The sequence below is a fragment of the Defluviimonas aquaemixtae genome, assembly GCF_900302475.1.
GTDB classification, from domain to species: domain Bacteria; phylum Pseudomonadota; class Alphaproteobacteria; order Rhodobacterales; family Rhodobacteraceae; genus Albidovulum; species Albidovulum aquaemixtae.
In genome coordinates this window covers 332671-357570 of sequence record NZ_OMOQ01000002.1, presented here as the reverse complement: position 1 = coordinate 357570, position 24900 = coordinate 332671, and the positions used below count along the sequence as shown (strand labels likewise).

Here is a 24900-nt window from a genome sequence, read left to right as displayed (position 1 = left end):
GACGGGACATGCGCACCACCAAAACAATCCACGTCATCTCCGCCCATGCCGAGGGCGAGGTCGGTGACGTCATCGTCGGCGGCGTCGCGCCGCCTCCCGGCGCAACTCTCTGGGAGCAGCGCCGCTTCATCGCCGAGGACGGAGCGCTCCGGGCCTTCATGCTGAACGAACCGAGGGGCGGTGTGTTCCGGCACGTGAACCTTCTGGTGCCGCCGAAGCATCCCGACGCACAGATGGGCTTCATCATCATGGAGCCTGAAGATACCCCGCCTATGTCCGGCTCGAACTCGATCTGCGTAGCGACCGTGCTTCTCGATTCCGGCATCCTGCCGATGACGGAACCCGTCACCGAGCTGACGCTGGAAGCGCCGGGCGGCCTTGTCCGGGTGCGCGCCGACTGCCGCGACGGCAAAGCCGAACGGATCACGGTGAGGAACCTGCCGTCCTTCGCCGACCGCCTCGGCGCGAAGCTCGACGTCGAGGGTCTCGGAACACTCACCGTCGACACCGCCTTTGGTGGCGACAGCTTCGTCATCATCGACGCCGCTGAACTCGGCATCGCGATCACACCGGACGAGGCACGCGACATCGCCCGGCTTGGGGTCCGGATCACCGACGCCGCGAATGCACAGCTCGGCTTCTCGCATCCCGAGCACACCGGTTGGGACCATATTTCCTTCTGTCTCTTCGCCGGTCCGCTGGAACCTTCTGAAACGGGCTTTAAGACCCGCTCAGCCGTCGCGATCCAGCCCGGCAAGGTGGATCGGTCGCCCACCGGGACGGGCGTGTCGGCGCGCATGGCAGTGCTTCATGCAATGGGGATCATGGCCCAGGGGCAGACCCTGGCAGCACGATCGATTATCGACAGCCAATTCAGTGGCCGGATCGCCGCCCTGACCGAGGTCGCGGACCGCCCCGCCATCGTGCCCGAGATTTCCGGCCGCGGCTGGATCACTGGCATTCACCAGCACATGCTCGATCCGTCCGATCCCTGGCCGGGCGGCTACCGCCTGTCCGACACCTGGGGCGCGCGGGGCTGATCCGACGGCCTCCGAACCGCGAGGCTTCTCGGCAAGACAATCTGTTGCGTGGCTGTGCGTCCGTCATGACGCACATATGTCTTGCGACGCTGTAGATCCTCGTTTGTCCGCTTCGAGCCCATTTTACAGGATGCTGCATCCTGTCCGAATGGCTCACTTGAACGAAGAAACCGCCTCTACCGCCGGATCGACGTGCTTGTTAGACAGGCTGTATGCCAAACTATGTTCCCCCCAACGAGGCACAAGACATTTTGCGCCAAGCACAGCGTGTCCTAGTGATTGGGTGTTCTGGTGGCGGGAAGACTACCTTGGCACTCAAACTGGCTCAGAGTTGTGCGCTTGAGTATCAATCAATCGACCGTGATGTGCGCTGGCTCCCCGGATGGCAGGTCCGAAATCGTGAGGAACAAAGACTGCTCCTCCAAGAATTCGTGGAGCGAGATAGATGGGTTATGGACGGCAGTGGAGCGTCAACTTTTGACATTCGTGTGCCAAGGGCGGAACTGATTATTTGGTTGCGTGTCCCTCGTTTTGTCGCAATTCTTGGCGTTGCAAAACGCGTTGTGAAGAACTACGGCACGGTACGGGTGGCGATAGCCGAAGGATGTCCAGAGCCGTTTCCTGATCGAGAATTTCTCTCTTACATCTGGAATTTTGAACGTAAATCTGCGCCCGAGTTCGTGAAGCAAATAGACCGATTTGGCCCGAACGTGCCGGTGACGGTTCTAAGATCGCGTAGGGAATTCGACTTACTCATTCCCGGAACCTGACATTGGCGCAGCCGCAGCGAAAGCTCACTTCGTCCCGCAAAGTGGACAAACACTGAGAAACGATCCGGGCGTGTGAAGGGGTCTCAAAAGGATTAGCAGAAAACCCTTTTCCTTCAGACGGTGGCCGATCTTTTCGCGCGTGAAATCCGCTCAGCCCATCTGATGGTTGGGCGTGGAAAGCGAGATCTCCAGCTCCTCGTCGTCCATGTCCTCGGGTATGCCCTCAAAAAGCGGGGTTGTCAGATAACGCTCGCCCGTATCGGGCAGCACGGCGAGAATCACCGAGCCCGGCGCGGCCTTCTCTGCGACCCGGATCGCGATCGCGAATGTGGACCCGCCGGAAATGCCGGTGAAGATGCCCTCCTTCTGCGCGAGCTTGCGCGCCCAATCGATCCCCTCGGCCCCGGACACCGGGATCAGCTCGTCGTAGAAGCCCTTGTCGAGGCCCTCCTGCAGGACAGCGGGGATGAAGTCGGGGGTCCAGCCTTGGATCGGGTGCGGCTCGAAGGCGGGGTGGCTGCTGGCCGGTGCGCCGTCCGGGCCCCGCTCCTGGGGGGTTCCGCTCGCGACCAGCGCCGCGTTGGCGGGTTCGGACAGGATGATCTTCGTTTCGGGCCGCTCCTTCCTCAGCACGCGCCCCACGCCCGTGAGTGTTCCGCCGGTGCCGTAACCGGTGACAAAATAATCGAGCCGCTGGCCCGCGAAATCGCCGAGGATCTCGCGCGCCGTCGTCGCCTCGTGGATGTCGGCATTGTCCTTCGTCTCGAATTGGCGGGCGAGGAACCAGCCGTGCTTCTTGGCGAGTTCGACGGCCTTGTTGTACATGCCCGTCCCTTTCTCGGCGCGCGGGGTCAGCACGACCTTGGCACCGAGAATGCGCATGAGTCTCCGCCGCTCGACCGAGAAACTGTCAGACATTGTCACGACCAGCGGATAGCCTTTCTGGGCGCAGACCATGGCGAGCCCGATGCCGGTATTGCCCGAAGTCGCCTCGATGACCGTCTGACCCGGCTTCAGCTGGCCCTCGCGCTCTGCCGCCTCGATTATGTTGACGGCGAGCCGGTCCTTCACCGAGGCGGCTGGATTGTAGGCCTCGGCCTTCACGTAGATCGTAACATTGTCGGGGCCGAGATTGTTCACGCGGATCACCGGTGTGTCGCCGATCGTGTCGAGGACGCTGGCGAAAAGCCGTCCACGTCCGTTCGTCGTTCTGATCGTCATGATGTCCCTCCCAAACCGGATACCCGTCGGGACGACGATATCAGGATGCGGGCACGGCTCACACCCTTCGGACATCGACTGACGGGCGGTTGAGAAAGAGCGCCGAATTCACGCGTGAAACGGGCGAAGCCGCCGTTTCGTCGCGCCATCCGGATAATGTTCGGGATAGCCCTCCATTCCCTTGGCCCGCGGCTGGATGCGCTTTCAGGTCGTGATTATGGATACTTCGCTTATTCTGGTATTCTTCCGGTATGCCCTTGAAACGAGGAATTACGCTTGTGGCGCTCGCTGTTGCCGCGACAGGGCTGGCGGCGGCATTCACCTCTGACCGTATCGGCGATAGGCTCGCCCGCATCGACAGATTTCAACCTGAGGGTCCTGGGCCGCTGGACGGAATGTCGTTCAATGGCGTGTTGGGCCCCGACGGGCAGCCAAAAGATGTCGAGGATACGTTCGTCTTCGCGAACGGAACGTTCGTTTCGAAGGAATGCGAGTTGCGTTGCGACTATCCCGCGCGGCCCTACAAGGCGCAGAAGACGGACGGAGGCTGGCGCTCTGAAAGCATAACGCGGTTTCCGGACAAGGACGCGACGATCACCTGGAGAGAAACAGTCGAATCCGACCGGATCGAAGGTACCGCCACTTGGAAGATGCGCCGCTGGTACTGGAGCATCGAGCGCGAATTCGCATTCGAGGCCCGGCTTAACAGCGCTCCGCGATTGATAGCCGAAGACAGGTAATGCCGGAAGAGGCGGGCAAAAGCGACAGGCGGCCGGTTCGTGCGATTGTCCGGATTGCAGGGCTGATCGTACTGATCGTTGCCGCAAATCACGCCTTCTATTTTGTTCGTGATTCTCTGAACGTCGACATCCGGCCGAGCAATGAGGATACGGTTCACCGCATGATCATGACGTTCGCGGCAGTCTACGCGATTGCGCTTGCTATCCCGTTCGTGCCGGGCGTGGAGATTGGCTTGGGGCTCATGGCGGCTATGGGGGTCGAGATAGTCCCGCTGGTCTATCTGTGTACCGTCGCGGGCCTGAACATAGCATTCCTGATCGGTCTGACGATTCCGATCACGACCCTGATACGCTTCAGTCGCGATTTGCATCTGACCCAGTGCGAAACCCTGCTGAGGCGCTTCGATGCCGTACCCGACGCCGAAAAGCTGCAAGTCCTGCTGTCCACTTCGCCCAATCGACTGCCGCGCACCCTGCTTCAAAACCGCTACATAGTCTTGGCCGTTCTGATCAACCTACCCGGAAACTTCGTGATTGGCGGTGGCGGGGGGATCGCCATTATTGCGGGGGCCAGCCGGTTGTTCTACCTGCCATGGTTTGTTCTGACTGTGGCGATCGCCGTCGCGCCTGTGCCGCTGGCGGTTCTTCTGTTCGGTCCGAGCTTGTTCGCCGGCTGACCCGCTTGTCATTCAACATGCGTCGCCCACGCTGTCGGGTTCGCAATGCACTCCTCGCGCCGTACCCACATGCCACCTTCACGCCGCTTCGGACCTGGTGAACGCGCCCGGTTCTGGTTGCACGTTCGCCTCAGCTGCCGCGGCCCCTGTGGCCTGTTTTGTAGTAGCGGCCGGTCCGCGTCTCGAGATAGGGCAGGAGCGGGATGTCCTCCTGCTTGAGGAACCCTTTTGCGGGCAATAGCCCGTCCCGCACCATCTCGATCACGGCGACGACGGAGGCCGAGGTCGTCCAGGCGATCGCGGTGCGCCGCTTGCCGGCGATCTCCAGCGGATAGTAGGCGCGGACGTACTCCTTGCGCCTCAGCTGCCCCTCGGTCCAGCCTTCGGCCGCGACATGGACATAGACCACATCCTCGTCCACCGGCGGTTTGGCATGGGTCAGGATCTGGCCCGCCATTTCGCGGTTTTCGCGCATAAGCAGTTCGTGGAAGAAGAAGTTCATGAGCTGTACGTGGCCCGGATAGCGCATGGTCTTGTAGTCGAGGTTCTCGATATGGTCGGCGTAAGTCTCGCACATCGTGCCAAGCCCGCCGGAGGTGGTGAAGGCCTCTAACTTCACGCCGTCGATATAGATGGTTTCGAGCCATTCCATCGCCGAGACGGTCTTGTGCACGCCCTCCTCGATCACCTCGCAGTCGTTGAGATACTCATTCACGACGCCCTCGGGCGACCAGTTGAAGGCGTAGCCGAGAAGCCCCGTCGGGTTCTGCGGCAGCGCACCGACGCGGAGGCGGATCGAGCGGACCTTCTCGAACATCTGGGCCAGATGCGCGCCGACGATGCCGACGAAGCCGGGGGCGAGGCCGCATTGCGGGGCCATTACGCCCTTGGCCGTCTCGGCGAGGTCGCGGATGTGCTTCGTCGTGGGCACGTCCTCGGTCAGGTCGAAGTAGTGGATGCCGAGGCCATGGGCAACGGTCGAGACGCCGGAATTCAGGTGGTAGGGCAGGCAGGAGAGTACCGCCTCCTGATCTTTCAGCACATCGTTCAGACCATCGGGATCGGCCAAATCCGTTGTCTTCACAGGGAAGGGGCAGCCCGAGACGGCACGGGCATCTACTCCCGTCACGGCGAATCCCGCCTCGGCCAGCAGCTCCGCCGCGAGATGGCCCACCTTGCCCAGTCCGAGCACCGCGATCTTGCTGAATGACATGAAACTTCCCTCTCTATCCGACCGCGTTGCCGGCCGGCGCTGCGCGTTCACTCTGTGTCAGAATCGCCCGTGGCGTTGGCGATTTCTCCGGTCATTCCGACGAATTTCGCAGCCGGGCTCATACATGTGACGGCCCGGCGCGTCATTTTGACGGGCCGGACCGCAGAGTAGTTGGGGTGATTCAGAGACGACTCAGAAGTCGAACTTCACTCCCTGCGCCAGCGGCAACTCAGCCGAGTAGTTAACCGTGTTCGTCTGGCGGCGCATGTAGGCCTTCCAGGCGTCCGAGCCGCTTTCGCGGCCACCGCCCGTCTCCTTCTCGCCGCCGAAGGCGCCGCCGATCTCGGCGCCGGACGGGCCGATATTGACGTTGGCGATGCCGCAGTCCGAGCCGGTGGCCGACAGGAAGGTCTCCGCCTCGCGCATGTTGAGCGTGAAGATGCAGGAGGAAAGCCCCTGCGGCACGTCGTTGTGGAGCCGGATCGCCTCGTCGATCGTGTCGTATCCGAGGACGTAGAGGATCGGCGCGAAGGTCTCGGTCTTCACCGTTTCGGTCTGTTCCGGCATCTCGGCGATGGCCGGGGCGACATAGGCGCCGCCCTGCGGCACGCCTTCGGCCACGACTTTGCCGCCATGGACGCTGCCGCCTTCGGACTTCGCCTTCTCGAGCGCCGACTGCATCCGGTCGCGCGAGGCATGGTCGATGAGCGGCCCGACGAGCACGCCCTCCTTGCGGGGATCGCCGATCGGCAGGCTGGCATAGGCCTTGGTCAGCTTGCCCACCAGGTCCTCCTTGATCGAATCGTGGACGATCAGCCGGCGCAGCGACGTGCAGCGCTGGCCCGCCGTCCCGACCGCCGAGAAGACGATGGCGCGCACCGCCATGTCGAGATCGGCCGAGGGCGCGACGATCATCGCGTTGTTGCCGCCGAGCTCGAGGATCGGGCGGCCGAACCGAGCCGCGACCTTCGGGCCGACGATCCCGCCCATGCGGGTCGAGCCGGTAGCCGAGACGATGGGCACGTCCTTCGATGTCACCAGCGCCTCGCCGACCTCGGGCCCGCCGATCACGAGTTGGACGAGCCCCTCGGGCGCGTCGCCGAACCGCTTCAGCGCGCGCTCCATGATCTTCATCGTCGCCAACGCCGTGAGCGGCGTCTTTTCCGACGGCTTCCAGATCACCGGATCGCCGCAGGCGAGCGCAAGGGCCGTGTTCCAGGACCAGACCGCGACCGGGAAGTTGAAGGCGGTGATGACGGCGCAGGGACCCATCGGGTGCCAGGTCTCCATCATGCGGTGGCCGGGGCGTTCGGACGCGATGGTCAAGCCGTAGATCTGGCGCGAGAGGCCGACGGCGAAGTCGCAGATGTCGATCATCTCCTGCACCTCGCCGAGGCCTTCCGAGGTGATCTTGCCGGCCTCGAGCGTCACGACGGCGCCAAGCGCCTCCTTCGAGACGCGCAGTTCCTCGCCCATAAGCCGGACGAGCTCGCCCCGGCGCGGCGCGGGCACCTGCCGCCACGCCCTGAACGCCTCCTGCGCCTTAGCGATCACCTTCGCCATGTCTACGGGGTCGGTTTCCTTCACCTTCGCCACTTCGGCCCCGTCGATCGGCGAATGGACCGCGAGCGTGCCGCCCGTCAGCTCCGCCTTCGCCAGGCCCGCGGCCTTCAGCACGTCTTCATGCGTCATGTCAGTCTCCCTTCGTGACGGCCGCGCGCTGGGATTCCATTCCCATGGAGATCAAGAGCGGCTCCGCCTGTTGCCGTGTCTGGAAATCAGTCTTCGAGCCCATGCCGCGCCAATCCGACAGGATCAGCGACTGGGCAACGGCGCCGCCGAGCGTCGTACCGGGGCCGGTGATGATGAAGAGATCGGGCGCGAATTCACGCGCCGCGATGCGGATCGCGTGGGTGAAGTCGTAGGGTTCAGTCACCTGAGCTCCGAGCGTGTAATCCCAAAGCGCATGCGTGTCGGTCGCGCCGGGCCACCAGACAGCACCCCGCCCGTCGATCATCGGCAGCTTCGGCTGGCCGAAGAGGTCGGGCGACAGCCTCGCCCGACCGCGCTCTGCGACCGGTGCCTGAAGGTCCGTATGGAACGCGGCATGGTTCGCAATCCGCATCGGAAATCGACCCTGTTCCAGCGGAACAGTGCGCTCAAACGCCTTGAGCCCCGACTCGCTTCCGGCCAGGACGAGCATGCCGCCGAGATCGATCGACAGCCTGAGAACATGCGCTGGCCGCCGGTCGATCTCAGCCGCGAGCGCCAGGAGCTCCGCCTTCCGTTCGGGATTCGGCTTCCAGTCCTCGCCCATGAAGGGATGGATCAACTGGCCGCCGATCAGCGCCTCCTGCATCAGCGTGCCCATTGTGTTCGCGACTTCGAAACCCGCTTCGGCACTAAGCGCGCCGGCGCAGGCGAGCGCGGAATACCAGCCCATGGAGTTGCCGGAAACTGCAACGACCTCGATGCCCCCGTCGTCGATCGCGCGAAAATCGCCCAAGGTCGCCGCGTAGATCAGCGCCGAGGCATTGTCGCCGCGCGTGTGCTTGGCGACGGAATAGGCGGCGGCCCCGTCGAGCGCCGAAAGCGTCTCCTGCCCCATTGCCGCGCGCGCCCGGTCGAAGGCGCCGAGAAGCGCCCGGTCGTTGAAATGGCGCTTCAGATAGCCGAGCTCGGTTTTCGTGTAGGTGCCCCGGCCGGGGCAGATGACGACGGCGCTCTTCATGTTTTGCCCCCGGTGAGCGCCATCGCCGTGTCAAAGATGGCATCTGCGGACGGCATAGTAGCCGCGTAGGCGGGTCCCGTGGCGATGAAGCTGTCCTCGGCCGTCAGCCGCGCATGGGGAATGTCAGTCCGCTCAGTGAAAAGCGCCATCAGCGCCTCGGCGATGCCGCCCGAGCGGCGTGTCTCGTCGACGATCAGGATCCGTTTCGCGCCCCTGACCGCCTCGATCAGCGTGTCGGCAGGCAGGGGCGACAGCCAGCGCAGGTCGATAATGCGGGTCTTCACGCCCTTTTCGGACAGCCGCATTTCCACCTGCCGGGAGAGGTAATAGCCGTTGCCGAATGTGACAATGGCGAGGTCCTCGCCGTCACCGTGCACACCGACCTCGCCCAGTGGAATTTTCTCGTTTCCGGCAGGATAGACACTCATCCAGGCGCCGTCCCTCTCGCCGTGGAGGTCCCGCATGGGGTAAAGCGCGATGGGTTCCAGGAACACGACGACCCGCTGCTCCTCCCGCGCAAGCCGCACGCTTTCGCGCAGCATCCGCGCCGCGTCGGCCCCGTTCGAGGGGCAGGCGAGGATCACGCCGGGAATGTCGCGGATCACGGCGACGGAATTGTCGTTGTGGAAATGACCGCCGAAGCCTTTCTGGTAGCCGAGCCCGGCGATCCGGATGACCATCGGGTTTGTGTACTGCCCGTTCGAGAAGAACGGCAGGGTCGCCGCCTCGCCTCTGAGCTGATCCTCGGCATTGTGCAGATAGGCGAGGAACTGAATCTCCGGCATCGGCACGAACCCGTTCTGCGCCATGCCGATCGCCAGACCGAGGATCGACTGCTCGTCGAGAAGCGTGTCGATCATCCGGTCCGGGCCAAAACGGCTCATGAGCTTCTGCGTCACGCCGTAGACCCCGCCCTTGCGGCCGACATCCTCGCCCATCATGACGATCTCGGGATGTTCCAGCATCAGGTCGGTGAGCGCCCAGTTGATCAGCCGCGACATGATCTGGGGTTCCTCCATCGCCTTCAGATCCGCCCCGAACGCCGCGGCGCGTGCTTCGGCCGAGGGACCGTTCGTCGGGCGGCACAGGCGCTTCGGCGGAATGAGGCTCGTCATCACGTCCTTCGCGGTCGTGAGCCGCGGCCGCGCCACCGCCCTCGCCGCGACGCGCGCCACGCGCGCGTTCGTCTCTTCATAGATCGCCAGCGCCTCGGCGGAACCGAGTGCCCCCGCCTCGGCCATCATGCGCACGGAATGAAGAAGCGGGTCGTTCGCCTCCTCGCTCTCGACCTCCTCGCGCGGAAGATAGGTCGTGGCCACGTCCGCACCTGCGTGTCCGTAAAGCCGGATCGTGCCGATATGGAGAAATGTCGGTTTCCTGCGGGTGCGGACGTAATGCGCGGCCTCCTGCGACACTCGGAACGTCTCGTAGATATCGAGACCGTTGCAGCGGAAGTACTTCAGCCCTGGCCGGTTCTGGAAGGTCGCGGCGATCCAGCCCCTCGGCGTCTTGGTCGAAATCCCGATCCCGTTGTCCTCGCAGACGAAGAGCAAAGGCAGCGGGATCGACTGGTAGGCGGTCCACTGCGCCGTATTGAACGCGCCCTGGGCCGTCGAATGATTGGCCGAGGCGTCGCCGAAGGAGCAATAGACGATGGCGTCTTCGGGCAGCGTCCGATGCTCCGGCTTGTGTCGCCGCGCCGCGCCGATGGCGTAGGCGGCACCGACCGCCTTCGGCAGATGCGATGCGATGGTCGAGGTCTGCGGCGGGATGTTGAGCGCCTTCGACCCCAGAACCTTGTGCCGCCCGCCCGAGATCGGGTCCTCGGACGAGCAGGCAAAGCTGAGAGCCATGTCCCAAGTGATCGACTGGCCCGGCACCTGTCCCGCGCGCGCGATCTGGAACGCAGCATCGCGGTAGTGGAGAAAGGCCATGTCTGTCGGCCGGAGCGCCGCCGAGACGGCGGCCAGCCCCTCATGACCGGACGATCCGATCGTATAGAAGCCCTGCCCGGCCTTCTGCATGTCCCGGCTCTGCCGGTCGAGTGCGCGGCTCAGGCAGCCGGCCCGGTAGATCGCGACCGCCTCCGCCGCCCCGAGGGGCCCGGACGGCACTGCGCCCGCCGGCAGATCGCCCGAGGCGACCCGACGGAGAAAATTCTCATGAACGATATCGGCGCGGTCCATGTTTCTCTCGCTCGGTTTTCTTCTGTTTCCAAGTACTCCCGCCGGAGGCATCGGAGGTATGGGCCGGGAGCCTCCGGCGGAGGTATTTTAGAACAGAAGAAATCAGAAGAAGGCCTGCAAGCCCGTGATCGCCCGCCCGAGGATGAGCGCGTGGACGTCGTGCGTGCCCTCATAGGTGTTGACGGTCTCGAGGTTCATCGCGTGCCGCATGACCTGAAACTCCTCCTGAATGCCGTTGCCGCCATGCATGTCGCGCGCCATCCGGGCGATGTCGAGCGCCTTGCCGCAATTGTTGCGCTTGACGAGGGAGATCATCTCGGGTGCGGCCTTGGCCTCGTCCATCAGGCGTCCGACGCGCAAGGACGCCTGAAGGCCGAGCGAGATTTCCGTCATCATGTCGGCGAGCTTCTTCTGGTAGAGCTGTGTCTGGGCGAGCGGCCGGTTGAACTGCTTGCGGTCGAGCCCGTATTGCCGCGCCGCGTGCCAGCAGAAATCGGCCGCGCCGAGGACACCCCAGCTGATCCCGTAGCGCGCCCGGTTGAGGCAGCCGAAGGGGCCTTTCAGTCCTTCGACATTGGGTAGAAGTGCCTCCTCGCCGACCTCGACATCCTTCATCACGATCTCGCCGGTGATCGAGGCGCGCAAGCTCAGCTTACCGCCGATCTTCGGCGCCGTGAGGCCTTTCATACCCTTATCAATGACGAAACCGCGGATCTTGCCGCCGTGGGCGTCGGACTTGGCCCAGACGACGAAGACATCGGCGATCGGCGAGTTGGAAATCCACATCTTGGACCCGTTCAAGACGTAGCCGTTCGCAGTCTTCGTCGCGCGGGTCTTCATGCCGGCGGGGTCGGAGCCGGCATCGGGTTCGGTGAGGCCGAAGCAGCCGATGAATTCGCCGGTTGCGAGCTTCGGCAGGTACTTCCTGCGCTGCTCCTCGGACCCGTAGGCATAGATCGGGTACATCACCAGCGAGGACTGCACGGACATCATCGAGCGGTAGCCCGAGTCGACCCGCTCCACCTCGCGTGCGACGAGGCCGTAGGAAACGTAGTTTGACCCTAGCCCGCCATATTCCTCGGGGATCGTGACGCCGAGAAGGCCCATCTCGCCCATCTCGCGGAAGATGTCGGGGTCCGTCTTCTCCTCGCGATAGGCCTCGATCACGCGGGGCTGGAGCTTTTCCTGCGCATAGGCCCGGGCGCCATCGCGCAGCATCCGCTCCTCTTCGGAAAGCTGGTCTTCGAGGCGGAAGGCGTCTTCCCAGTCGAAGCGGGCAAGGTCGGGGGCGTCTTTCGGCTTCAGGTTCACGTTCATCGGGGACCTCATGTCATGGACGCGCAGAAACGCGCGATGCGGGTGGCGGCCTCATGGAGCGAGGCGCGGGAATAGGCATAGGAGAGCCTGACATGGCCCGGCGTGCCGAAGGCGCGGCCGGGGACGAGCGCGACGCCCTGCTCCTCCAGGAGCACCTCGCAGAAGTCGGCGTCGTTGTCGATCTTGCGGCCTTGCGCCGTCGTCCTCCCGAACGCGGCGGCGCAGCCGGGAAAGAGGTAGAAGGCGCCATCGGCCGACGGGCAGTCGAGGACGCCGGTCGCATTCAGCGCGGCGGCGAGCATGTCGCGGCGCTCGCGGAAGTCGTCTGCGCGCTCGGCCAGCATTTGCTGGTCGCCGTTCAGCGCGGCGGCAGCCGCGGCCTGGCTGACGGAGGACGCGCCCGATGTGATCTGGCTCTGGACCGCGAGCATGGCGGAGGCCAGCCGCTTCGGGCCAATCCCCCAGCCGATGCGCCAACCGGTCATCGCGTAGCTCTTCGACACGCCGTTCACGATCAGGGTGTGGTCCGCGAGGTCTGGCGCGACCGCGCGGAACGAGCGGAACGGCACGTAGGAGATGTGCTGGTAGATCTCGTCGACCATGATGCCGACCTGCGGCGCGACCCGCAGGACGTCGGCGAGCGCGGCGAAGTCCGTCTCCGAGTACACAGAGCCCGAAGGGTTCGAGGGCGAGTTCAACAGCAGCCACCGTGTCTTCGGCCTGATCGCGGCGCGCAGCTGATCGGGCGTGATGCGGAAGCCGGTCTCGGCCGTGGTCGGCAGAACCACCGGTTTGCCGCCACAGACCGTGACGATGTCGGGATAGCTCGTCCAGTAGGGCGCGACGATCAGCACTTCATCGCCGGGATCGAGAGTCGCGGCAAAGGCGTTGTAGAGGACCTGTTTTGCGCCGGTAGAGACTATGATTTCGCCGATCTCGGGCCGATAGCCGTTCTCCCGCTGGCAGCCGTCCGCGATGGCCTCGCGGAGTTCGATCGTGCCGGCGGTGAGCGTGTAGACCGTTTCGCCGCGACGTGCGGCCTGATGTGCGGCCTCGATCACGTGCGGTGGCGTGGGGAAGTCCGGCTCGCCTGTGCCGAGCGTGATGATGTCGCGGCCCACGCGCTTCAGCGCCTCGGCCAGTTCCGAAATCTTCAGGATTTCCGAGAGTTCGACCGCGTCAATGCGGGTGGAGCGGCGGAACGGGTCGGGCATGGCGGGGACTCGCAGGGGTGTGTTTTATGCATTATGGGCGATTGTCTCGCCCGCGAATACCGCTATTCTGGCGTCGTTATATGCATGGAGCGCATAGGTGGCGACGCCGCGACGTCTTCTCCCCTCGATTTCCCTGCTCACGGCGTTCGAATCGGTCGTCCGCACCGGCTCGACCCTCGCCGCCGCGCGCGATCTGAACCTGACCCAAGGCGCGGTGAGTCGGCTGATCCAGAACCTTGAGGCGCAGCTTGGCGTGACGCTCTTTCTGCGGGAGCGGCGCAGGCTCGTGCCGACCGACCATGCGCTCGCCTATGCCCGGGATGTGGTCAAGGCGCTCGATCTCATTTCGCGGGGCTCTATGCGGGTGCGGTCGAGCACCGGCGGCGGCACCTTGTCGCTCGCCATCCTGCCTACCTTCGGCACCCGCTGGCTCGCGCCGCGCCTGCCAAGGTTCCTGGCGGAGCATCCGGGTATCACGATCAACCTCGGAACCCGGCTCAAGCCCTTCGACTTCGACGAGGAAGGCTTCGATGCCGCGATCCACTTCGGGGAGCGGAATTGGGCTGGAACAGGGTCTTTACAACTATTCGATGAACGACTCGTCGCGTGCTGCGCGCCGGCCTTTCTCTCGGCGCATCCGGTCTCGGCCGCGCGCGACCTGATCGGCCTGCCGCTGCTGCAGCTCGAGACCCGGCCGAACGCCTGGGCGGCCTGGTTTGCCCACCACGGCGTCACCGACCGAGCGCCGCAGGGGATGCTCTTCGACCAGTTCGCGCCGATGATCCAGGCGGTGATCCACGGGCTTGGCGTGGCGCTTCTGCCGGAGTTTCTCGCCAAGCCCGAACTGGCCGACGGGCGGCTCGTCCAGGCGTTCGGCGGGCCGGTCCTGGGCGAGGGCAGCTACTACCTCGTCTGGCCCTCGGTCGGCGCCTGGTATCCGCCGCTGCAGGCCTTCCGGGATTGGCTAATGTCGGAAGCCGCCGACCCCGACGGGACCGAGATGCTGCCCCGTTGACGTTCTCCGGACAGGAGACCAATTTCAAGACATGAACACGCGCCCCGAGATTCACGACCGACTTGCCGCTTCGCTGAGGTCGGCGCGGAAGTCGAAGGGTCTGAGCCTAGATGCGGTGGCGAAACTCTCGGGCGTGTCGCGCTCGATGGTCAGCCAGATCGAGCGCGGCGAATCGAGCCCGACCGTCTCGACGCTCTGGAACCTAACTCAGGCGCTCAAAGTCGATTTCGCCGGGCTTCTGGAGGGCCGCACTGCGCCGGGGATCGAGGTCATCCGCGCGGACGCCGCGCCGGTGATCAACGGGCGCGGGCAGGGCGTGCGCATCCGCATCCTGTCGCCAGCCGAGGCCGCGGGCGAGCACGAGGTCTACGATCTGGCCTTCGATGCGGGCGGCAAACTCGTCAGCGACCCGCACGCGCCAGGCTGCCGGGAACATTTGACGGTGCTGGAAGGTGCGGTCACGGTCGTGTCCGGCGAGGAGGTGCAACGACTCGGCGTCGGCGACACGGCGCGCTACTTCGCTGACAGGACGCATCGGATCGAGGCCGAGGGCAGTGCTGCGCGGGTGATCCTGATCGTGCAGAACAGTTGAAGGCGGGGAAGAGTCTGCCCCCCGTTTGCCCGAAGTAGGTATGCCAGTATGAGGGGGTTTCCGGGATGATGGAATGGAACCCACCATCTTGACATCATCATCAGGGCGGGGCAGAAATCTGCCATACCGGAGGAACATCTGTTATGTCGGAAGCACCTGACTTCCTCGGCCATCTGGAGGAGATCCTGAACGGGATCGAGGCCGACGGCCTATACAAGCGCGAACGTCTGATCACCTCGCCGCAGGGGGCGCATGTGACGGTTGCGGGACGCGACATGCTGAACCTTTGCGCGAACAACTATCTTGGTCTCGCCGATCATCCAGCACTGATCGAGGCAGCGAAACAGGCGATGGACGATCACGGCTTCGGCATGGCCTCGGTCCGCTTCATCTGCGGGACGCAGGATCTGCACCGGCAGCTTGAGGAACGGATCGCCCGGTTTCTCGGAAAAGACGATTCCATACTCTTCGCCGCCTGTTTCGATGCGAATGGCGGCCTGTTCGAGCCCTTGCTCGGACCGGAGGACGCGGTCATCTCGGACGCGCTTAACCATGCCTCGATCATCGACGGGATCAGGCTCTGCAAGGCCAGGCGCTACCGCTACGCGAATTCCGACATGGCCGATCTGAAGGCGCAGCTGAAGGCCGCGCGGGCCGATGGCGCGCGGTTCGTGATGATCGCGACGGACGGCGTCTTCTCGATGGACGGCTACCTCGCGAAGCTGCCGGAAATCGTGGCGCTTGCCGAGACATACGGCGCACTCGTGATGGTCGACGACTGCCACGCGACCGGCTTCATGGGGCCGAAGGGCGCGGGCACGCCCGCCCATGCCCGGGTCGAGGTCGACATCCTGACCGGCACGCTCGGCAAGGCGCTGGGCGGGGCGCTCGGCGGCTACATCGCCGGACCGCAGCCCGTCATCGACCTCCTGCGCCAGCGCGCGCGGCCCTACCTCTTCTCGAATGCGCTGCCGCCTGCCGTGGTGGCCGCCGGAATCGCTGCCATCGACCTTGTCGAGGCGGCGGACGATCTGAGGGCGCAGCTATTCGACAACGCTCGCTATTGGCGCGCTGGCCTTTCGGACGCGGGCTTCACTCTCCTGCCCGGCGAACATCCGATCATTCCGGTGATGCTGGGCGAAGCGAAACTCGCGCAGGCCATGGCGGCGGAGCTCTACGAGCGCGGCGTCTACGTCTCGGGCTTCTTCTTCCCGGTCGTGCCGAAGGGCCAGGCGCGCATCCGGACGCAGATGAACGCGAAGCTGACCCGGGACGACCTGGATCAGGCGCTCGAGGCCTTCAGGGCCGCGGGCAAGGCGGTGGGGGCGATCTGATGCGGAACGACATGAAGGCGCTGGTGAAGACGAAGCCGGAGCCGGGGCTCTGGATGGAGCACCGCGCGGTGCCGGAGATCGGACCGGACGACGTTCTGATCCGGATCCGCAAGACCGGGATCTGCGGCACCGACATCCACATCTGGAACTGGGACGACTGGGCGGCGCGGACTGTCCCCCTGGGCCTCGTCACGGGGCACGAATTCGCGGGCGAGATCGTCGAGATCGGCCGCAACGTCGACGGGTTGACCATCGGCCAGCGCTGTTCGGGCGAGGGGCACCTGATCGGCAAGCAGTCGCGCCAGAGCCGGGCCGGCAAGTTCCACCTCGACCCCGCGACGCGGGGGATCGGGGTGAACGAGCAGGGCGCATTCGCCGAATACCTGAAGCTTCCGGCCTTTAACGTCGTGCCGCTGCCTGACGAGATCGATGACGAGATCGGGGCGATCCTCGATCCCTTGGGCAACGCAGTCCACACCGCGTTGAGCTTCGATCTGGTGGGCGAGGACGTGCTGATCACCGGCGCGGGACCCATCGGCATCATGGCCGCCGCGGTGGCCCGCCATGTCGGCGCCCGGCACATCGTCATCACCGACGTCAACCAGGACCGGCTGGACCTCGCCGCGCAAGTGACTGACGTGGTCCCGGTTAACGTCGCCAAGCAGGACCTTCGCGATGTCGAGGGTGTCTTGAAGATGAAGGAAGGCTTCGACGTGGGCATGGAGATGTCGGGCAATCAGGCGGCGCTCGACCAGATGGTCGAGAACATGGTGATGGGCGGGCGGATCGCGATGCTGGGTATCCCGCCTGGCAAGTCGCCGGTCGACTGGAGCCGCATTGTCTTCAAGGCGATCACGATCAAGGGCGTCTACGGGCGCGAGATCTTCGAGACCTGGTACAAGATGATCGCGATGCTGGAAAACGGGCTCGATATCCGCAAGGTGATCACCCACCGGTTCCCCGTCGACGAGTTCCGCGAGGGCTTCGAGATCATGCGCTCGGGCAAAAGTGGCAAGGTCGTGCTCGACTGGACCTAGGCTCCGCCCTTGATGGCTCGGGAATTCTGATGGCATGGCCCCGAATCCATTGCTGGTAAAACGGCCGCTCTTGGCACAGAAATCTGAGGACAGCATCAGGAGAGCGCGATGAACCAGCAGGCGAAGATTCAGCCCCGCGCGAACATGGAACACTGGCAGGAGCGCGTCGACCTGGCAGCCGCGTTCCGCTGGACCGCGCGGCTGAACATGCACGAGGCGGTGGCCAACCACTTCAGCCTTGCCGTCGACGATGTCGGCACGAAGTTCCTGATGAACCCGAACCAGGTGCATTTCAGCCGCATCCGCGCCTCGGACCTGCTGCTCCTCGATGCGAACGACCCCAAGACGATGGAACGCCCCGGTGCGCCCGATCCGACGGCCTGGGGCCTTCACGGCTCGATCCACCGCCTTTGCCCGCATGCGCGCTGCGTCATGCATGTCCATTCCATCCACGCGACGGTTCTGGCCTGCCTTGCCGACAGCAGCCTGCCGCCAATCGACCAGAACACCGCGACCTTCTATGGCCGCTATGTGGTCGACGGGGAGTTTGGTGGTCTCGCCTTCGAGGACGAAGGCGCACGGTGCGCCGGCATGCTGGGCGATCCGAAGATCAAGGTGATGATCATGGGCAATCACGGCGTGCTCGTGATCGGTCGCGACGTGGCCGACACGTTCAACCGGCTCTACTACTTCGAGCGCGCGGCAGACACCTATATCCGCGCGCTTCAGACCGGCCGGCCGCTCCGCGTCATGAGCCCGGAGACCGCCGAGAAGACCGCGCGGGAGCTGGACGACTACCCCGACCAGGCCGAGCGGCACCTGGCCGAATTGAAGGCGATCCTCGACGACGAAGGTTCGACCTACGCAAGCTGACCTCCAACCGTTGTGATGGAGCATCGCTATGACCGACACCGCGCATGACCCCGAGGCCGAACGCTGGCACTACCGGCCCGCGGGGCCGGTCGCGCTCAACCCAATCTTCGCGTGGCCGCCGCAGCCGATGGCGGTCCTGCAGTGGTACCGCGGCGCCTGGCTTCAGGTCACGTCGCTTACCTTGACTTTCGTTCTTGCGCTCGCCGCCTGGCTGTGGGTCCTGCCGCCGCTCGAGCAGATGACAACCTTCCGGCCGGGCTGGATGGCGACCGTCTGGCTCATGAACCTCGTGCCTCAGGCCGCCATCGCCGGGGCGCTTCACTGGTGGCTCTACATCCGCAAAGGGCAGGGGATGCGGACGAAGTTCGATCGCCGCGACCTGACGCGCGACAACGGCTCGTTCACTTTCCGCAATCAGGTATGGGACAATATCTGGTGGACTTTGGGCAGCGCGATCACCGTGGCGACGGCCTACCAGTGGATCGTCTTCTGGGTCATGGCCAACGGCTGGGTCGCGACCGTGACGTGGGCGGGTGCTCCGGTCTGGTTCGTGGTCTGGATGTTCTTCATCCCGATGTGGTCGGGCCTTCACTTCTACTGGGTGCACCGGCTTGAGCACCACCCGCGCCTCTACAAGCGCGTGCATGCCGTGCATCACCGAAACGTCAGTACCGGGCCATGGTCGGGCATATCGAACCACTGGTTCGAAAACAGTCTCTATTTCACCACATATTTCATCCACCTGATCGTGGCGTCGCACCCGCTGCACCTGCTGTTCCACGCTTTTTTCCAGCAGGTCAGCCCCGTCTTGTCCCATTCGGGCTTTGAGAAGATCATCGCCAAGGACACCGAAGCGGCGCGGGCAGGGGACTTCTTCCACCAGCTCCACCACCGCTATTTCGAGTGCAATTACGGGACGTCCGAAATCCCCTTCGACAGGTGGTTCGGCACCTATCACGACGGATCGGCCGCCGCGACGGAGCGCACCCGGGCGTTCAAGAAGCAGATGTACACGCGGTAGCGGGGCGCCGATGCCGGTGTCTTAGTACTGCGCATCCTGCGCGGCACCCGTCACCGCTTCACCGGCTGACTCGATGTCACGCCCGGCACCTTCGACGGTCTCACAGGCGGACAGGACGAAGGCGGAAAGGACGACGAGGGCGGAAAAGGCATTCCTTATCATGGTGTCTCCAATGCTGTTGCCACGGGATTTGAACGCGGCAGGCAGGCATTTGTTCCGCGCAGAAAGCGCCTCTGCCAGAGCGGGCGCAGGCACACCAAATCTTGTGTCTGCTGCGTGACAATGCCCCCCGGAACACCTATAAGATGGACAGCAAAAACCGGGGCGAGCGGGTATGACCGAAGAGACGCAGAAGCCGAACGAATACGGCGCCGATTCCATCAAGGTTCTCAAGGGGTTGGAAGCTGTCCGCAAGCGGCCGGGCATGTATATCGGCGACACTGACGACGGCTCGGGTCTGCATCACATGGTCTACGAGGTCGTCGACAACGGCATCGACGAGGCGCTGGCCGGTCACGCGGACTTCGTGAAGGTTCGGATTCACGCCGACGATTCCGTCTCGGTCCGCGACAACGGGCGCGGAATTCCGACCGATATGCACCCCTCCGAAGGCGTCTCGGCCGCCGAGGTCATCATGACCCAGCTTCATGCCGGCGGGAAGTTCGACCAGAACAGCTACAAGGTCTCGGGCGGCCTGCACGGTGTCGGCGTGTCCGTCGTGAACGCGCTGTCCGACTGGCTGGAACTGCGCATCTGGCGCGGCGGCAAGGAATGGTTCGCGCGGTTCGAGCACGGCGAAACGGTCGAGCCGCTGAGGGCCGTCGGCGACGCCGCGCCCGGCGAGAAGGGGACCGAGGTGCGGTTCCTCGCCTCGTCCCGGACAAACGGCCCGCAGGGCACGTTCTCTGACCTCGACTACAGCTTCAAGACGCTCGAGACGCGGCTTCGCGAACTCGCCTTTCTGAATTCCGGCGTGAAGATCATCATCGAGGACAATCGCGGCGCAGAGCTGCAGAAGACGGAGCTCTTTTACGACGGCGGCGTGCGCGAATTCGTCAAGTATCTCGACCGGCACAAGACGCCGCTCATGCCCGAGCCGATCTTCATGACCGGCGAACGCAGCGGCATCGGCGTCGAGGTCGCGATGTGGTGGAACGACAGCTACCACGAGACCGTGCTGCCGTTCACGAACAATATTCCGCAGCGCGACGGCGGCACCCATTTGGCGGGCTTTCGCGGCGCGCTGACGCGTACGATCAACGGCTACGCGCAATCCTCCGGCATCGCCAAGCGCGAAAAGGTCGACTTCACCGGCGACGACGCGCGCGAGGGGCTGACTTGCGTCCTGTCGGTGAAGGTGCCGGACCCCAAATTCTCGTCGCAGACGAAGGACAAGCTCGTGAGCTCCGAGGTCCGCCCCGCGGTCGAGAACATCGTCAACGAGAAACTCAGCGAATGGTTCGAAGAGCATCCGAACGAAGCGAAGGGCATCGTCGGCAAGATCATCGAAGCCGCGCTGGCGCGCGAGGCGGCGCGCAAGGCGCGCGAACTGACGCGGCGGAAAACGGCGATGGATGTCGCCTCGCTGCCCGGCAAGCTCGCCGATTGCCAGGAGAAGGACCCCGCCCTGTCGGAGCTGTTCCTCGTCGAGGGCGACAGCGCGGGCGGATCGGCCAAGCAGGGGCGTGAGCGCAAGAACCAGGCCGTGCTGCCCCTGCGCGGCAAGATCCTCAACGTCGAACGCGCGCGCTTCGACCGGATGCTGTCGTCGGACCAGATCGGCACGCTGATCACCGCGCTCGGCAGCGGCATCGGGCGCGACGAATTCAACCTCGGCAAGCTGCGCTACCACAAGATCATCATCATGACCGACGCCGACGTCGACGGCGCCCATATCCGCACTCTGCTGCTGACCTTCTTCTTCCGTCAGATGCCGGAACTGATCGAGCACGGCCATCTCTTCATCGCCGAGCCGCCGCTCTACAAGGTCGCCCGCGGCAAGTCCGAGGTCTATCTCAAGGATCAGGCCGCGCTCGAGGAATACCTCATAGGGCAGGGCGTCGAGGGCGCGGTCCTCCGGCTTGGCTCCGGTGAGGAGATAGTCGGCCAGGATCTCGCCCGCGTCGTCGACGAGGCGCGCGTGGTTCGGCGCATCCTGCAGGCCTTCCCGACGCATTACCCGATGCACATCCTCGAACAGGCGACGATCGCCGGCGCGCTCGTGCCCGGCCGGGTCGATGCCGACGCGCAGGGCGTGGCCAATGAGGTCGCCCAGCGGCTCGACGAGGTGGCGGTCGAATACGAACGCGGATGGCAGGGCCGCCCGACGCAGGATCACGGTCTGCGCTTCACCCGTTCGGTCCGCGGCGTTGAAGAGGTCCGCACCCTCGACGGCCAGGTGCTGCGCTCGGGCGAGGCGCGGCGGCTCGCGACCCATACCGACGGGCTACGCGAAGTCTACGGTGCGCTGGCGCGGCTCGTCAGGAAAGACCGAGAACAGGCGATCCACGGCCCGATCGAGCTTCTGAAGGCGATCCTCGATGAAGGCGAAAAGGGCCTGACGCTCCAGCGCTACAAAGGCTTGGGCGAGATGAATCCCGACCAGCTCTGGGAAACCACGCTCGATCCTGCCGCGCGCGTCCTGAACCAGGTCCGGATCGAAGATCTGGCCGAGGCCGACGACCTCTTCACGAAGCTCATGGGCGATGTCGTGGAGCCGCGCCGCGAATTCATTCAGACGAATGCGCTGAGCGTGGAAAACCTGGATTTCTGAGGTACTGCACGAACCCGCGGTTCACGGTGCTACGGCCCTTGCTGGAGCCCAACCGGCTGGCCCAGTGCTGATGACGGCGGGCCGGACGTGACCAAAGGAAAGGGCCGCGCAAGGGCGGCCCTTCCTGAAATCCATTCATGCGCCGCGAGAGGCGCGGGCCCGCGGGCTCAGCTGTTGACGCTGTCCTTCAGCGCCTTGGCGATCGAGACCTTCACGACCCTGTCGGCCGCCTTCATCATCGTCTCGCCCGTGGCGGGGTTGCGCACCTGACGCTCGGGCCGGGCGCGGCACTGCACCTTGCCGATGCCGGGAAGTGTGACGGCGCCACCGGAGGCCACTTCGCGGGTCACCACGGCGGTGATGGCGTCGAGGGCCGCCGAAGCGGTTTTCTTGTCCGACCCCATTTCTTCGGCCAGGCTGGCAACGAGCTGGGTCTTGGTCATCGGTTTCGACATGTCTGTCTCCTCACTGTGCCCCGTTGCTTGGGGGGTCATCGGTAACATTTAGCCTTATATTGTGTTCCTACACAACGTTTTGTGGCTCATGGCAAGAGATTTCCGGCGATTTATAGCGATTTTTCGCCTTCTGAGGCGTGTTCGCCGGCACTTTTCGGGCATTTTCAAAGAAAGGCGGTCTCTTCGAAGCTGCGCAACTTTCGGCTGTGTATGCGTTCTAACGGCATTTCGCGCAAGCGTTCCATTGCGCGAACCCCGATCAGCAGGTGGCGCGACACCTGCGTGCGGTAGAACTCCGTCGCCATGCCGGGGAGCTTGAGTTCGCCGTGCAGGGGCTTGTCGGAGACGCAGAGAAGCGTGCCGTAGGGCACGCGGAACCGGAACCCGTTCGCGGCGATCGTGGCACTTTCCATGTCGAGCGCGATGGCACGGGACAGGCTTAGGCGATGCACCGGCCCGGTCTGGTCGCGCAATTCCCAGTTGCGGTTGTCCACGGTCGCGACCGTACCCGTGCGCATGATGCGCTTGAGGTCGAACCCATCCATATGCGCGACCTCGGCCACCGCCTCCTGCAGCGCGATCTGGATCTCGGCGAGCGCGGGGATCGGCACCCAGACCGGAAGGTCGTCATCCAGCACCTTGTCCTCGCGCAGATAGGCATGAGCGAGAACGAAATCGCCTAGGGATTGGCTGTTTCTCAGGCCCGCACAGTGGCCGACCATCAGCCAGGCGTGCGGCCGCAGCACCGCAATATGGTCCGTCGCGGTCTTCGCGTTCGACGGCCCCACGCCGATGTTGACGAGCGAGATGCCTTGACCGCCCCGGCGCTTGAGGTGGTAGGTCGGCATCTGCGGCAATTTCGTAAGGATCGGAATGTCGCCGTCAGCGGTCGTGATCTCGTGGTTCCCGGGCGTCACGAAGGACGTGTAGCCCGAAGCGGGCTCGGCGAGCATCTGGCGCGCGAACGCCTCGAACTCGTCGACATAGAACTGGTAGTTGGTGAACAGCACATGGTTCTGGAAATGCTCCGGAACCGTCGCGGTGTAGTGCGACAGCCGCGCCAGCGAATAGTCGACGCGCTGAGCGGTGAACGGCGCTAGATGCCAGGATCCGTCGGGATTGGGCTGCGCGGTCCCGTTGACGATGTCGTCGTTGGTCGTCGACAGGTCCGGCACGTCGAAGACGTCGCGGAGTGAGAAGTCCAGCACACCTTCCTGCGGGACAGCGAGGTCTGGGTTCGACGTGACGGCGAAATGGACGGGGATCGGCGTCGCGCTCGGCCCCACGATAACCGGAACGCCGTGGTTGCGGATCAGGATGCCGAGCTGCTGGATCAGGTAGTTGCGAAACAGGTCGGGCCGCGTGATCGTCGCGGCATAGGTGCCCGGAACCGCCACATGCCCAAAGCTCAGCCGGCTGTCGGCCTTGGCGTGGGTCGCCGTCGTGATCCGGACCTCGGGGTAGAAGGCCCGCACACTCGCATCGGGACGCACGCCCGCCAGCGCATCGGCAAAGCGGTCATTGAGGAACCGCGTCGCTTGGGAATAGAGCGCCTCGAGTCGGGAAACCGCCGCCTCGGCGTCGAAGAACGCCTCGGGCGCGGCGGCGTCGGGCATCAGAATCGGCAGCTTGTCGGGAGCGTTCATGGGGCTGGTATCCTCGTCATGCCGGCGCCGGGCGCAACCGCTCGCCGCCGGCTCTCCGCGCCGGTGTGCAGATCGGTGCAGGTCTCGGGATCGGGCAAGGACGTTCCATGCCGAAACGTGCCAGATCGCCCCGACCGCCGCAAGGCCGAGCCGGCGCATCGCCCGAACGAATGGCAGATCGAAATTGGCTCGCGGCGGCGGTTCAGGCCTTCCGCCTCTTGTCCGGCCGTTCGCGGGGTCCGGGAAGGTATTCGACGCCGCCCGAATGCCGGATCGGCTGCGGATAGAGCGTCATCAGCGTCAGAACCTCATCGGGCATCTCGGTCGAGACCGGCAGGCCCAGCGCCGCCGCCTCCTCCGCCGGGATCGGATAGTCGTGCGTCCATGTCCCCGAGGCGAGCTTGAGCGCCAGCGCCTCCGCCTCCCCTCTCGGCATCCGGACGGCAAGCAGCTTCGTTGCCGCCCGGATTACCTGGTCGAGCGCCTTGCGGCCGACATCGGCTAGGATCAGCGTCTCGTCGTCAAGCTCGGCCACCGGTTTCGCCTCCACCGCCTTGATGATCGAGGCCGCGGGGAGCTGGCCGATCTGCGGGTCGATCGGGCCGAGGACGGAATGCTCGCACATCACGATTTCATCCGCCGCCATCGCGATAAGGGTGCCGCCCGACATCGCGTGATGCGGCACGAAGACCGTGACCTTGCCGTTGTGCGCCTCGACTGCGCGGGCGATCTGAAGCGCCGCCAGAACCAGTCCGCCAGGCGTGTGAAGCACGATGTCGAGGGGCATGTCGTCATCCGTCATGCGGATCGCGCGCAGCACGTCCTCGCTGTCCTGAATGTCGATGTAGCGCACGATAGGAAAGCCCAGAAGGCGCATCGTCTCCTGCCGGTGCACCATCGCGATCACGCGGCTGCCGCGCTTTTTCTCGAACCGCGAGATCATCGACAAGCGCTGAATGTCGGTCAGCTTGCGCGCGATGAGCGGTTGGACGATCGAGAGAATCAGGACAAGCCAGAGCGCGTCCGAGATCGAGAAATCCATCGC

General features: G+C 64.6%; 22 protein-coding genes. 11 read left to right on the top strand and 11 right to left on the bottom strand.

Annotated elements, in window-relative coordinates; genetic code table 11:
* Positions 1–8: 8 nt before the first annotated feature.
* Positions 9–1040, top strand: coding sequence for a trans-3-hydroxy-L-proline dehydratase (locus DEA8626_RS13520; RefSeq protein WP_108853763.1), 1032 nt, complete (start codon positions 9–11; stop codon positions 1038–1040).
* 308 nt (positions 1041–1348) lie between these two features.
* Positions 1349–1810: a P-loop NTPase family protein gene (locus DEA8626_RS13515; protein WP_219929148.1), complete on the top strand. Its 462-nt coding sequence runs from the start codon at positions 1349–1351 to the stop codon at positions 1808–1810.
* 150 nt (positions 1811–1960) lie between these two features.
* Here the strand turns inward: DEA8626_RS13515 and cysK are convergent, their stop codons facing one another.
* A complete protein-coding gene (gene cysK, locus DEA8626_RS13510) occupies positions 1961–3031 on the bottom strand; it encodes a cysteine synthase A (RefSeq protein WP_108853762.1) in 1071 nt (356 codons plus the stop codon).
* 278 nt (positions 3032–3309) lie between these two features.
* Between cysK and DEA8626_RS13505 the strand changes: the two genes are divergently transcribed.
* Together DEA8626_RS13505 and DEA8626_RS13500 are read left to right on the top strand one after the other, a co-directional pair.
* Positions 3310–3771, top strand: coding sequence for a hypothetical protein (locus DEA8626_RS13505; protein ID WP_108853761.1), 462 nt, complete (start codon positions 3310–3312; stop codon positions 3769–3771).
* Positions 3771–4448: a hypothetical protein gene (locus DEA8626_RS13500; protein ID WP_108853760.1), complete on the top strand. Its 678-nt coding sequence runs from the start codon at positions 3771–3773 to the stop codon at positions 4446–4448. Before DEA8626_RS13505 ends, DEA8626_RS13500 begins: the two co-directional genes overlap by 1 nt.
* Before the next feature lie 130 nt (positions 4449–4578).
* On the opposite strand, the gene DEA8626_RS13495 is transcribed toward DEA8626_RS13500, so the two are convergent.
* The 6 genes from DEA8626_RS13495 to DEA8626_RS13470 form a co-directional block, all read right to left on the bottom strand.
* Entirely contained in the window at positions 4579–5661 is a 1083-nt protein-coding gene (locus DEA8626_RS13495; protein WP_108853759.1) for a saccharopine dehydrogenase family protein, read from the bottom strand.
* A gap of 192 nt (positions 5662–5853) precedes the next feature.
* Positions 5854–7353, bottom strand: a complete 1500-nt coding sequence (gene amaB, locus DEA8626_RS13490) for an L-piperidine-6-carboxylate dehydrogenase (RefSeq protein WP_108853758.1) — start codon at positions 7351–7353, stop codon at positions 5854–5856.
* Position 7354: 1 nt separating this feature from the next.
* Positions 7355–8392 carry an acyl carrier protein gene (locus DEA8626_RS13485; RefSeq protein ID WP_108853757.1) on the bottom strand — a complete coding sequence of 346 codons (1038 nt, stop codon included), beginning with the start codon at positions 8390–8392 and terminating at the stop codon, positions 7355–7357.
* Positions 8389–10578 (bottom strand): thiamine pyrophosphate-dependent enzyme, encoded by a 2190-nt coding sequence (locus tag DEA8626_RS13480; RefSeq protein ID WP_108853756.1) that lies wholly within the window; start codon positions 10576–10578, stop codon positions 8389–8391. The genes DEA8626_RS13485 and DEA8626_RS13480 overlap by 4 nt, the downstream gene beginning before the upstream one ends.
* A 102-nt stretch (positions 10579–10680) precedes the next feature.
* Positions 10681–11895 carry an acyl-CoA dehydrogenase gene (locus DEA8626_RS13475; RefSeq protein ID WP_219929199.1) on the bottom strand — a complete coding sequence of 405 codons (1215 nt, stop codon included), beginning with the start codon at positions 11893–11895 and terminating at the stop codon, positions 10681–10683.
* 8 nt (positions 11896–11903) lie between these two features.
* Positions 11904–13109, bottom strand: a complete 1206-nt coding sequence (locus DEA8626_RS13470; RefSeq protein ID WP_108853754.1) for a pyridoxal phosphate-dependent aminotransferase — start codon at positions 13107–13109, stop codon at positions 11904–11906.
* A 97-nt stretch (positions 13110–13206) separates the two neighbouring features.
* Between DEA8626_RS13470 and DEA8626_RS13465 the strand changes: the two genes are divergently transcribed.
* The 6 genes from DEA8626_RS13465 (at position 13207) to DEA8626_RS13440 (ending at position 18981) form a co-directional block, all read left to right on the top strand.
* A complete protein-coding gene (locus tag DEA8626_RS13465) occupies positions 13207–14124 on the top strand; it encodes a LysR family transcriptional regulator (protein ID WP_108853753.1) in 918 nt (305 codons plus the stop codon).
* A gap of 31 nt (positions 14125–14155) precedes the next feature.
* Entirely contained in the window at positions 14156–14716 is a 561-nt protein-coding gene (locus tag DEA8626_RS13460) for a helix-turn-helix domain-containing protein (protein WP_108853752.1), read from the top strand.
* A gap of 143 nt (positions 14717–14859) precedes the next feature.
* Positions 14860–16050 (top strand): glycine C-acetyltransferase, encoded by a 1191-nt coding sequence (locus DEA8626_RS13455; protein ID WP_108853751.1) that lies wholly within the window; start codon positions 14860–14862, stop codon positions 16048–16050.
* Positions 16051–16061: 11 nt separating this feature from the next.
* Positions 16062–17087: an L-threonine 3-dehydrogenase gene (tdh, locus tag DEA8626_RS13450; protein ID WP_181366461.1), complete on the top strand. Its 1026-nt coding sequence runs from the start codon at positions 16062–16064 to the stop codon at positions 17085–17087.
* A gap of 108 nt (positions 17088–17195) precedes the next feature.
* Positions 17196–17960 (top strand): class II aldolase and adducin N-terminal domain-containing protein, encoded by a 765-nt coding sequence (locus DEA8626_RS13445; protein WP_108853749.1) that lies wholly within the window; start codon positions 17196–17198, stop codon positions 17958–17960.
* Positions 17961–17988: 28 nt separating this feature from the next.
* On the top strand, positions 17989–18981 hold the full coding sequence (locus DEA8626_RS13440) for a sterol desaturase family protein (RefSeq protein WP_108853748.1): 993 nt from the start codon (positions 17989–17991) through the stop codon (positions 18979–18981).
* Positions 18982–19002: 21 nt separating this feature from the next.
* Here DEA8626_RS13440 and DEA8626_RS13435 read toward each other — a convergent pair whose 3' ends face one another.
* Positions 19003–19143, bottom strand: a complete 141-nt coding sequence (locus DEA8626_RS13435) for an entericidin A/B family lipoprotein (protein ID WP_108853747.1) — start codon at positions 19141–19143, stop codon at positions 19003–19005.
* A gap of 172 nt (positions 19144–19315) precedes the next feature.
* On the opposite strand from DEA8626_RS13435, the gene gyrB reads away from it, so the two are divergent.
* On the top strand, positions 19316–21754 hold the full coding sequence (gyrB, locus tag DEA8626_RS13430) for a DNA topoisomerase (ATP-hydrolyzing) subunit B (protein ID WP_108853746.1): 2439 nt from the start codon (positions 19316–19318) through the stop codon (positions 21752–21754).
* A 167-nt stretch (positions 21755–21921) separates the two neighbouring features.
* Here the strand turns inward: gyrB and DEA8626_RS13425 are convergent, their stop codons facing one another.
* The 3 genes from DEA8626_RS13425 to DEA8626_RS13415 form a co-directional block, all read right to left on the bottom strand.
* On the bottom strand, positions 21922–22209 hold the full coding sequence (locus tag DEA8626_RS13425; RefSeq protein ID WP_108853745.1) for an HU family DNA-binding protein: 288 nt from the start codon (positions 22207–22209) through the stop codon (positions 21922–21924).
* A 164-nt stretch (positions 22210–22373) separates the two neighbouring features.
* On the bottom strand, positions 22374–23855 hold the full coding sequence (locus tag DEA8626_RS13420) for an AMP nucleosidase (protein ID WP_108853744.1): 1482 nt from the start codon (positions 23853–23855) through the stop codon (positions 22374–22376).
* A 202-nt stretch (positions 23856–24057) separates the two neighbouring features.
* The gene (locus DEA8626_RS13415) at positions 24058–24897 is read right to left on the bottom strand and encodes an SDH family Clp fold serine proteinase (RefSeq protein ID WP_108853743.1); all 840 of its coding nucleotides are present in this window, start codon (positions 24895–24897) and stop codon (positions 24058–24060) included.
* Positions 24898–24900: the final 3 nt, after the last annotated feature.